Here is an 8,278-nt window from a genome sequence, read left to right as displayed (position 1 = left end):
CCGCCCTGACAGCCCTCCGAGCCCGAGTGGCCGCCCAAAGCAGCAGCCCCGACAGCAAGATCAAAGCGACAGGTTAATGATCGGCAGGCCCTTAGGGGGAGGCAGAGAGCGCCGGTGGGCATTCCCCCATGCCGGTGGTCCCGGGTGCCGCCCCCAGAAACTGGGTGCCACGCCCGGGACGGGCACAGGCTCAGGCCGGGTCGACGGCGGGTCGGGACGGCCGGTCCACCAGGTGCTGGAGCCGCTCCTCGAACACCTTCCGCGCGTCCGGGGTGACGGTCTCCAGGGCGACGAACGTCGTGACCGCCACGTCCACCAACTCCTTCACGACGTCCTCCGTCGTATGGGACTTACCCTTCCGGGGGTTCGTGCCGTTCACCCCGTGCAGGGCCTCGGCCACCTCCCCGAACTCCTCGCCGATCTTCAGGACGCGGAACAGGACCAGCTCTCGCGAGGACAGGTCGCCGGCCGCCTCGTCCAAGCCCTCACGGATGCGGCGGATCAGCTCCCACATGTCGTCATGCGTCGCGTCGTGCAGCTCGCCAGTCATGGCTCTCCCAGGGGGTAGTGCGGTCGTCAGAACAGGGCAGGTGCGTGGTCCTCGACAGGGACCGGGTCGGTCACGGGCAGCGGCTCCACCGCCGTGACGGACAGCTCCACGGCCAGGGCCGAGTGATCGGTCAGCCGGTCGGGCATGGTCCGCGGCTCGTGGACGTAGGCGCAGCCACGCAGGCCGGCGACGAGGCCGGCGGAGACGAAGGCGTGGTCGTACCGGTAGCCGTCGCCGGTCTTGCCCACCCACGAGTAGTCCAGGGTCTCCGGGTGCTGGTCCCGGAACGCGTCTGTGTACCCGGCCGACCCGAACCAGCTGTAGAACTCGTACTCGAACGGCGCGAAGAACCGGTAGCGCGGGACGTGCGTCGGCTCCAGGACGTTGAAGTCCCCCAGGACCACCCGCGCGGCATCCTCCGCGAAGGGGAGCTGACTACGGCACGTGTAGAGGAACCGGCGCTTCCGCTCCGTCTTCTCCTCCGTGGTGTTCCGGGAAGGGACGTACAGGCCGATCACGTCCAGCGGCCCCCGGTCGGTGCCCACCGTGACGCCGACCGCCCGGTGCGGCAGGTAGTCCACCCCCGTGTCCAGGGGCCGGGCAGCGAGGCGGCTGACGATCATCGTGCCCCGCTCTCCCCTGACCTCCGGCCTGGGGAAGACCACCGAGTACCCGGCCCGCTCGAACCGAGCGGCCAGGAACTCACACCCCGCGCTTGGCGCCGTCTCCGTGAGCACGAACAGCGACTCCGGCCGCTTCGCCAGGTACCGGAGCTGTCTCTCCGCGCGGCTCAGGGACGGATTGTTGAGGTTGAACGTGAGCACGTCCAGCATGGTGCGGCTGGTCCTTCCGGAGTCGGGTGATCGCGGCGACGATCGTGCGGGCGACCTCTTCGGCCGGCACGTGGGTCGCATCCACGGTGAGAACGCCGTGTCCCTTTTCCCGTAGGAACTTAGCGGCCTCCGCGAAGTACCCACACTCCACGTGGCTGGAGCCCTCGGCGCGTTCGTACCGAGAGTGCGCTCCCCGCGCGGCGAGACGGACCTCGATCACGTCCGGCTGCCCAGTCACCATCACGGTCAGGTCCGGCTGGACAACCCACTCGTTGAGGAGCCACACGAACTCCCTGTCGACGCCGTCCATGCACTGGAGGGCGAGGCTACTGGCGATGTACCGGTCGCACACGACGACCTTCCCGGCCTCCAGCGCGGGCCGGATCTCCGCGCCGTGCTGGTGGCGGTCGGCCGCGATGAGGCACGCCATGGCCTCACCCTGGTAGTCGTCCGTGCCGTGCCGCGCGAGGTTGCCCAGGGCGGTGTCCGTGGGCTCCCGGGTCGCGAGCACCGGCACGCCGGCCGCGCCGAGGAACTGGGCGACCAGGGCCGTGACGGTCGACTTCCCGACCCCGCCCGGCCCCTCGATGGCGAGCAGGAGGCCGCGGCGCCGGGTCATGAGACACCGACCACGGGCAGGACGCGGGTCTGGCGCGGCACCACCGGGCACTGCTCGGTGTCCACGGCCCCGATGCGCTCGCCGGCCGCGACCACGGCGGCCGGGCACCCCTTGCCGCAGGAGGCCGACATGGAGCAGGCGCCGCACGTGGGGTTGCCGCCCAGGTCCCACCGGTCGGAGAACTTCCCGTACGCGTCCAGCCGCGCCGCGACGTCGTCGTGCTCCCACACGTTGCCGACGAGGAAGTCAGTGTCCGGGTGCTGGGAGACGTTCGTCCTGGCCGCGAACACCAGGTAGGGGCAGATCGCGACCGACCCGTCCGTGAAGACGTAGATGATGTTCCCGGCCTCGCAACCGGCCAGCGGCTTGGAGTCGTTGGGGAACCGGATGTTCACCATCTCCAGGCCGTCCGCCTCGAACGGGGCGGTCATCCGCGCGATCTCTCGCATCTGGTCGTCCGGGGTGCGCAGCTTGCCCTGTGCCTTCTTCGACGCACCCCGCCCCATGCTCCCCAAGGGGTTCATGAGGACGTACGTCGCGCCCTGCTCCTTCGCGAACGCCACGAGCTTGCGGTACTCCTCGTCCTCCGCGAGGTTGTTCGGCGTGCACAGCAGGCCCTGGAGAATCCCGGCCTTCGCGAACCGCCGGATGGTGTCGACGGTCTCCGCGAAGCACCCGGGGAGCTTGCGGAAGACGCTGTGCGACTCCTCCGCGAACCCGTCCAACGAGACGTTCATGTGGGCGTCCAGCTCCACCAGGGCGGCGATCATCTCGTCGCTGCACATGGTGCCGTTGGTGCACACGCCCACGGACATGCCGGCCGCGCGGAACAGGCTGATGACCTCGATCAGGTCCGGGTGCATGAACGGCTCCCCGCCCGTGATCGTCACCTTCGTGACGCGGGCCTGGGCGAGCTGCGGGACCAGGCGGTCGCGGACGTCGTCCACGGCCATGTACTTTCCGCGCTTCGTCGCCACCACGAAGCAGTGGTCGCACAAGGCGTTGCACGGCTCGCAGATCTGGATGAGCGCTTTCCTGTTGGGGGCATCCACGGTCGTCCGGAAGTAGCAGGATGCGGCCTGCTCCCCGGTGATGATGGCGCGTCCGGTCACGAAGGACCTCCACAGGTCGAAGGGGGTGTGCATGACCCGCCCCGGCCGAGCGAGCAACAACGCGGCCAGGGGCGGGAGTCTCAGGTGTCGCGCCGCGCGCCGTACTCCGCGACCAGCTCCTCGAGGCGCCGGATGCACGGGTCGCACGCGGAGAACGGGCCGTGCCCGTGGTCCTCGCTGGAGACTGGGCCGAGCCACATGACCGGGAGGCCGGCGACGTCGCAGCGCCAGCACCGCCCGATGACCCACACCCGCCGCGTATCGGTGGTCGGCTGCTCCGGGAGCCTCACCGCAGGATTCCGAAGGCGAGGGAGCCCCCGAGCACGGTCAGGACGACCAGGTAGACGATGACGTCGCGCCGGGCTCGCGCGACGGCGGCCTCCGGGCCGGGCTCCTCGGGGACGGGCGGCACGAGGTCCTCGGCCCACCGGGGCGGCAGCGTCTCCTTCGGGCTGCTCACCGTGTCACTTCTTCCAGGCCGTGACGGTGGGTGCACTCCTGGCAGGCGTACCAGCTCCAGCCCGCGCCGCTCTCCTGCTGGCCCCAGGCCACCAGCAGGGCGCCGGCCGTCACCGCGTCGCACCAGTGGCACACGTCCACCGGCCCCCTTGCCGCGGCCTCCTCCAGCGGACCGATCAGCGTCTCGATCGCGGACCGAAGGCGGGCCGGGTCGATGAACTCCGGCCCGTCCTCCACTGGCCAGATCCAGCACATCCCCGCCGAGAGCGTGTGTCCCGCCCGGGGCACGAGGAGTTCGTCACCGGCCACGTACCGGACGATCCCAATCTCCGTGAGGTCCGGCCAGTCGGCAGCGGCGTCCGGCGGCAGCGGCCACACCACGTGTCGCAGGCCGGGGTCTTCGAAGACCGGCCCGCCCAGGTCGCCCAGGACCACCGGGACGCGGCGCCCCCAGTCCATGGGCACGCCGAGCGCGCTCCACCGGTCGTCCAGCGTCATCGCGGCGTAAGTGCCCTCGGGCGGCAGGTACGGGGGCCTCTCGTCGGTCATCGTGCCGCCCCCTCGCAGAGCCCGGCCCGCGCCGCCTCGGCGACCAGGTCGACCGGGCGGACACCATTCAGCTCCAGGACCGTCTGCCCGGCCAGCAGCAGCGGAAGGCGCGGGTCCTCGTAGGCGAGCCGCGCCGCGCCGTCCACCGCGACCGCGAGCTCGCCGGCAGCCGTACGCCGCCCCCAGGGCGCGTGGAGGATGCCGTACAGGCCCCACGGGCGAGCGGCCGACACCCGGGCCGCCGCGTACCCGCCCAGCAGGTGCGGGCAGTGCCGTACGGACTCCCACGCGCACGCGAGGTGAACCGGTGGGTGCAACGTCAGCTCCCCCTCCTCGACGGGGTCGCGCCCGGCCGCCTCCCCGGCGCCGACGAGGACGAGCTGCCCGCCCTCGGCCGCGGCCTCCTCGACCGTGGACAGCTCGCAGACCTGGCACAGGAAGCGGGTCATCATGCGCCGCTGCCGGGCCGGGTGCAGGTTGGCCAGCAGGGGCTCGCCCTTGCCCCGGGCCAGGGACCACACGCGCCACAGGGCGCCCTGCTGCGTGCACGCGCGGGTCAGCAGCGGGTCGGCGTAGACCAGCCGACCGCCCTGGAGAAGGACGAGCGGGGTGATGTCCTGCTCCGCTGACCAGCGCGCGACGCGCGGAACGCGGAGGCCTCGGTAGACGGGAAGGGTGTCCAGACTCATCGGGTCAGATCCATCGGGTCAGGGCCCTCCGCCCCGGGGCCACGGCGTGGCACGGGGGGAACCTGCGCCTGGTCGTCCAGGGCGGAGGGCGGATCGAGGGGGTGGGGCCAGCCGCCGCCTGTCACGGACGGGACCTGTCGGCGGCCGGGGTGCGAGCCGGTCGGCGTCGGTGTCGCACCGCTCCCTGGTGGAAAAGGGAGCCCCCTGGGCCCTGCCCGTGCCCTGCCGACGCGCACGGGCACGGACGGGACGTCTAGGGGAGGTCGAGCCAGGAGGCTGGGATCGAGCGGCGCCACGCGGTCACGCCGCTCCACAGCTCCCCGGCCCGGGTCTGCCGGTCCATGTAGGCGTGCACTCCGCCCAGGCCGGCGCCGAGTTCGCGCAGGGCCAGGCCGACGGCGACGTGGACCCGGCCGCGCCGCTGGGCGAGGGCGTACCAGGTGCGGGGGTAGGGGACGTTCAACGTGGTGGTGGGGTGGCCGTAGTCCAGGGACGCGACGCCCTGGACCAGGAGGAGGCCGAGCCCGAGCCGGTACGGCTCCTCCCCTCGCCCCAGGCCGAGGCCCTGGGCGATGCCGAGGAGGCCGGGCCGGTAGTGGTCCACGCTCTCGGCCAGACGCGGCACGGCCGGGGTGAGCAGCACGTGACACTCCGGGCCGAGGAACCCGTTCTTCACCCAGGCCGCGACCGAGACGCGGTCTGCGAACTCCGGGCCGGGCGGAGCGAACCCGTGGGCAAGGGCGGTCACCGGACCACCTCCGCCGGTACCGGGGCGCCGACCGCAGCCGGGTCGTCCACCAGGGACGCGCGCAGGGAAGCGGTCGTGATCTCCTCGAACTCGCTGTGTCCGGTGCGGGAGGCGTGGTCCATGCCCCACTTCCCGACGACGACCAGGTCCGTGCCCGGCTCGGACCGCTCCGGACACCCCTTGCACGCCATGATCCGCGTCATAGGGACCCCTGTGGGGTCCAGACGCCAGCGGGCGAAAGTGAACAGACGCCGCGTCATCTGGCCTGCCCCCCTACTGGGCTGTAGGCGTCCTCAACTGCGGCGCGTAGGGCATCTGCGGGGGTGAGGTGGTTGTCCTCTCCAGGGCAGATGCGCCAGTGAGGTCCGGGGCCGATGGTCCGTCGGGCGGGGGGGATCGAAAGCGTTTCGCCGTCGCGGAGAACGCGGGTGCCGACGATGTCCCACTGGGACGCCGAGCGGAGCGGGAGCAGCCAGTACAGGGCCATGCCGTCGTCGATGACGGCGCCGCTGCGGTGGCCGAGGATGCCGACGGCGATCAGGCCGATGCTGCGCGGGACGCGGACGGCGTCCCACGAGACGCCGACCGCGACGGACTCGCATCCAGTCGCACTCAGCAGGTCGCTACGGGCTTGTGGCGTGACCATCCCTGTCCCCCTCGCTCGGTGGGCTGATGGGTCACAACCCTGGCCCTCACCTGCGCGTCGAACGAGGACTTTTAGAGGACTCTTCCGACCAATTACCGGACTTACGTTCACCTGTTGGGCGGAATCCTGGCGTTCATGAGGGCTTTTCCCCACACTGGTCTGCGACGCACACATGGAGGTGAAGCGTGGAACAGAGCGAAGGCAACACCCGACTCAAGGCAGCCCGGATCGCCGCCGGTTACCGCACGCAGGAGGCCTTCGCCTCAGCACTGGGGGTCGGCATCCGGCAGGTCCGCCGCTGGGAGTCGGCAGACCCGCCGTGGCCCAGGGCGGACGTGCAGCAGCAGCTGATCGCTCTCCTCGGCCAGGACATGGAGTCCCTCGGCTTCATCAGACCCGCCGGTGTCCCGCAGCCCCGGGACGGCCAGGCTCGCACCCTACCGAGATCCCAGGGCATGGTGTCTGTACCTGTGCCCGGGCTCTCCCTGCAACCGGCGTCGGTCGCCGCCGATTTCGCCGACATCACCCGTCGCCACCGGCGCCTGTACTGGACGGTGGCGCCGGCCACGCTTCACCCGGCGGCCGTCGCGCACGCCAACCTCGGATGTGCGCTCCTCCAGGAGACGGCCGGCGCCACCCGGCGGACCGTCGCGGCCGCGCTCGCCGAGACCTATCTCCTCGCCGGACGAATCGAGTTCTTCGACATCCAGCAGCCGGATGCCGCCAGGGACACGTGGATGCGGGCGCTCCAGGCGGCCGGGCAGGCGGATGACCAGCTCCTTGGGGCGGCGATCCTCGCGCACACCGCGTTCATCCCGGGGTGGGTGGGGCAGCGCGAGGAGGCCGCGGAGAGGATGGTCGCGGCCCGGACCTACGCCCGCCGGGGCCCGGCCTCGGCCTCGCTGCTGGCCTGGCTCGATGCCGTCGAGGCGGAATGCGAGACCCGGTGTGGCAACACCCGGACCGCACTGAACCTGCTCCGGCACGCCGAGGAAGTCCTCGCCGCCGGGAGCGAGCACGCCTCTCCGGAGTGGCTGGACTGGTTCAGCCAGGTACGGCTCGCCGCGTTCAAGGGGAACACCCAGCTCAAGGCCGGTCACCTCCCCCAGGCTCGCGAGACCCTGCTCCAGGTCCTTGCTGACCTCCAGCCGAGCGAGGACAAGCAGCGCACCGTGATCCTCGGCGACCTCGCCGCCGTCGAGGCGGCGGACCGGAACCCGGAGGCGGCGTGCTCGTACGCCGTCGCCGCGCTCGACCAGCTCAGCACCACCTGGTACGCGACTGGCATGGACCGGATCCGGGAGGTGCGGCGCTCGCTCGCACCGTGGCAGCACGAGCGTTGCGTCCGGGACCTCGACGACCGGCTGTACGGGTGGGAGACGACGGTCAGCGCCCTCGGGCGTTGAACTGGACGATGTTCCCGGACAGCTCCAAGAGGCTCTCGACCCGGAAGGTCGGGAGCTTCTCGGCTTCCTCGGTGTTCCACTGGATCGTGCCCCACGGGCCCCGACGTACGAGCGCGGACTCCATCCCGGCGGCGACGGCAGGGCGCAGGTCGTTGTCGACACGGTCGCCGACGTAGAGGATCTCGTCGTTCTCGAAGGGGACGACCTCGGCGACGCGGTGGAAGAAGTCGGGGTCGGGCTTGCTCGCGCCCCAGTCGTCGGAGGTGCCGATAAGGTCGACGTCCTCGGAGAACAGGGAGCGCAGGATCTTCCCGGCCCGCACGGTCTGGTTCCCGGCGATGCCGAGCCAGAGTCCGTCAGCTCGGAGCTGGGCGAGCGCCGGGCGGACGTCCGGGTAGAGGTCATCCTCGCCGAAGTGCTCAGGCTGGCCGGCAGCCGCGCGGGCCTCGCGCTGTTCGTAGAGGTCGAAGCCCGGCTGAAACTCCTGAAACACCTCCCGGTAGTCCCGGCCCTGCGCGATCACTGCGCCGAACATGGCGGCGAACGTGTGCCGGGGCACTCCGAGCCAGTCAGCCCACGTGCCGTACTCCCTCGTCTCGTCCACGAGGCACTCACCGACGTCGAAAACCACTGCGCGAATCATGGGCGCGATCCTACGTACCGCCTG

At 71.3% G+C, this 8,278-nt stretch carries 13 protein-coding genes and 1 pseudogene; 1 reads left to right on the top strand and 13 read right to left on the bottom strand.

Features of this window, described 5'->3' with window-relative positions; genetic code table 11:
• The 12 genes and pseudogenes from ACWFR1_RS12365 to ACWFR1_RS12310 all read right to left on the bottom strand — a co-directional run.
• A pseudogene (locus tag ACWFR1_RS12365) lies at nucleotides 1–67 on the bottom strand (hypothetical protein); the annotation flags it as partial.
• Between the two features lie 123 nt (nucleotides 68–190).
• The gene (locus ACWFR1_RS12360; RefSeq protein ID WP_453549615.1) at nucleotides 191–550 is read right to left on the bottom strand and encodes a MazG-like family protein; all 360 of its coding nucleotides are present in this window, start codon (nucleotides 548–550) and stop codon (nucleotides 191–193) included.
• Nucleotides 551–576: 26 nt separating this feature from the next.
• A complete protein-coding gene (locus tag ACWFR1_RS12355; RefSeq protein ID WP_453549622.1) occupies nucleotides 577–1,344 on the bottom strand; it encodes an endonuclease/exonuclease/phosphatase in 768 nt (255 codons plus the stop codon).
• Entirely contained in the window at nucleotides 1,253–2,002 is a 750-nt protein-coding gene (tmk, locus tag ACWFR1_RS12350; protein ID WP_453549612.1) for a dTMP kinase, read from the bottom strand. The genes ACWFR1_RS12355 and tmk overlap by 92 nt, the downstream gene beginning before the upstream one ends.
• Nucleotides 1,999–3,114 carry a radical SAM/SPASM domain-containing protein gene (locus tag ACWFR1_RS12345; RefSeq protein WP_453549610.1) on the bottom strand — a complete coding sequence of 372 codons (1,116 nt, stop codon included), beginning with the start codon at nucleotides 3,112–3,114 and terminating at the stop codon, nucleotides 1,999–2,001. The genes tmk and ACWFR1_RS12345 overlap by 4 nt, the downstream gene beginning before the upstream one ends.
• Nucleotides 3,115–3,194: 80 nt before the next feature.
• Nucleotides 3,195–3,404, bottom strand: coding sequence for a hypothetical protein (locus ACWFR1_RS12340; protein WP_453549608.1), 210 nt, complete (start codon nucleotides 3,402–3,404; stop codon nucleotides 3,195–3,197).
• A complete protein-coding gene (locus ACWFR1_RS12335) occupies nucleotides 3,401–3,574 on the bottom strand; it encodes a hypothetical protein (protein ID WP_453549606.1) in 174 nt (57 codons plus the stop codon). The genes ACWFR1_RS12340 and ACWFR1_RS12335 overlap by 4 nt, the downstream gene beginning before the upstream one ends.
• Nucleotides 3,571–4,122 carry a hypothetical protein gene (locus ACWFR1_RS12330; protein WP_453549603.1) on the bottom strand — a complete coding sequence of 184 codons (552 nt, stop codon included), beginning with the start codon at nucleotides 4,120–4,122 and terminating at the stop codon, nucleotides 3,571–3,573. The genes ACWFR1_RS12335 and ACWFR1_RS12330 overlap by 4 nt, the downstream gene beginning before the upstream one ends.
• The gene (locus ACWFR1_RS12325) at nucleotides 4,119–4,811 is read right to left on the bottom strand and encodes a hypothetical protein (protein ID WP_453549601.1); all 693 of its coding nucleotides are present in this window, start codon (nucleotides 4,809–4,811) and stop codon (nucleotides 4,119–4,121) included. The genes ACWFR1_RS12330 and ACWFR1_RS12325 overlap by 4 nt, the downstream gene beginning before the upstream one ends.
• Before the next feature lie 253 nt (nucleotides 4,812–5,064).
• Nucleotides 5,065–5,559: a hypothetical protein gene (locus tag ACWFR1_RS12320; protein ID WP_453549598.1), complete on the bottom strand. Its 495-nt coding sequence runs from the start codon at nucleotides 5,557–5,559 to the stop codon at nucleotides 5,065–5,067.
• Nucleotides 5,556–5,762, bottom strand: a complete 207-nt coding sequence (locus tag ACWFR1_RS12315; protein ID WP_453549595.1) for a DUF7848 domain-containing protein — start codon at nucleotides 5,760–5,762, stop codon at nucleotides 5,556–5,558. The genes ACWFR1_RS12320 and ACWFR1_RS12315 overlap by 4 nt, the downstream gene beginning before the upstream one ends.
• 53 nt (nucleotides 5,763–5,815) lie before the next feature.
• Nucleotides 5,816–6,205: a hypothetical protein gene (locus ACWFR1_RS12310; protein ID WP_453549592.1), complete on the bottom strand. Its 390-nt coding sequence runs from the start codon at nucleotides 6,203–6,205 to the stop codon at nucleotides 5,816–5,818.
• Between the two features lie 185 nt (nucleotides 6,206–6,390).
• Between ACWFR1_RS12310 and ACWFR1_RS12305 the strand changes: the two genes are divergently transcribed.
• On the top strand, nucleotides 6,391–7,611 hold the full coding sequence (locus ACWFR1_RS12305) for a transcriptional regulator (protein ID WP_453549590.1): 1,221 nt from the start codon (nucleotides 6,391–6,393) through the stop codon (nucleotides 7,609–7,611).
• Here the strand turns inward: ACWFR1_RS12305 and ACWFR1_RS12300 are convergent.
• Nucleotides 7,592–8,254: an HAD family hydrolase gene (locus tag ACWFR1_RS12300; RefSeq protein ID WP_453549588.1), complete on the bottom strand. Its 663-nt coding sequence runs from the start codon at nucleotides 8,252–8,254 to the stop codon at nucleotides 7,592–7,594. The two genes, ACWFR1_RS12305 and ACWFR1_RS12300, sit on opposite strands and share 20 nt — an antisense overlap.
• Nucleotides 8,255–8,278: the final 24 nt, after the last annotated feature.

The organism is Streptomyces sp. NPDC055103 (genome assembly GCF_053607625.1).
Note: the sequence above shows the minus strand (reverse complement) of the source record. Positions and strands in the feature narration are given on the sequence as shown.

Excerpts from the sequence above, each read along its gene's own strand:
- ACWFR1_RS12310 (WP_453549592.1), bottom strand. The coding sequence starts at position 6,205 with ATGGTCACGCCACAAGCCCGTAGCGACCTGCTGAGTGCGACTGGATGC.
- ACWFR1_RS12330 (WP_453549603.1), bottom strand. The coding sequence starts at position 4,122 with ATGACCGACGAGAGGCCCCCGTACCTGCCGCCCGAGGGCACTTACGCC.
- ACWFR1_RS12360 (WP_453549615.1), bottom strand. The coding sequence starts at position 550 with ATGACTGGCGAGCTGCACGACGCGACGCATGACGACATGTGGGAGCTG.
- ACWFR1_RS12315 (WP_453549595.1), bottom strand. The coding sequence starts at position 5,762 with ATGACGCGGATCATGGCGTGCAAGGGGTGTCCGGAGCGGTCCGAGCCG.
- ACWFR1_RS12300 (WP_453549588.1), bottom strand. The coding sequence starts at position 8,254 with ATGATTCGCGCAGTGGTTTTCGACGTCGGTGAGTGCCTCGTGGACGAG.
- ACWFR1_RS12325 (WP_453549601.1), bottom strand. The coding sequence starts at position 4,811 with ATGAGTCTGGACACCCTTCCCGTCTACCGAGGCCTCCGCGTTCCGCGC.
- tmk (WP_453549612.1), bottom strand. The coding sequence starts at position 2,002 with ATGACCCGGCGCCGCGGCCTCCTGCTCGCCATCGAGGGGCCGGGCGGG.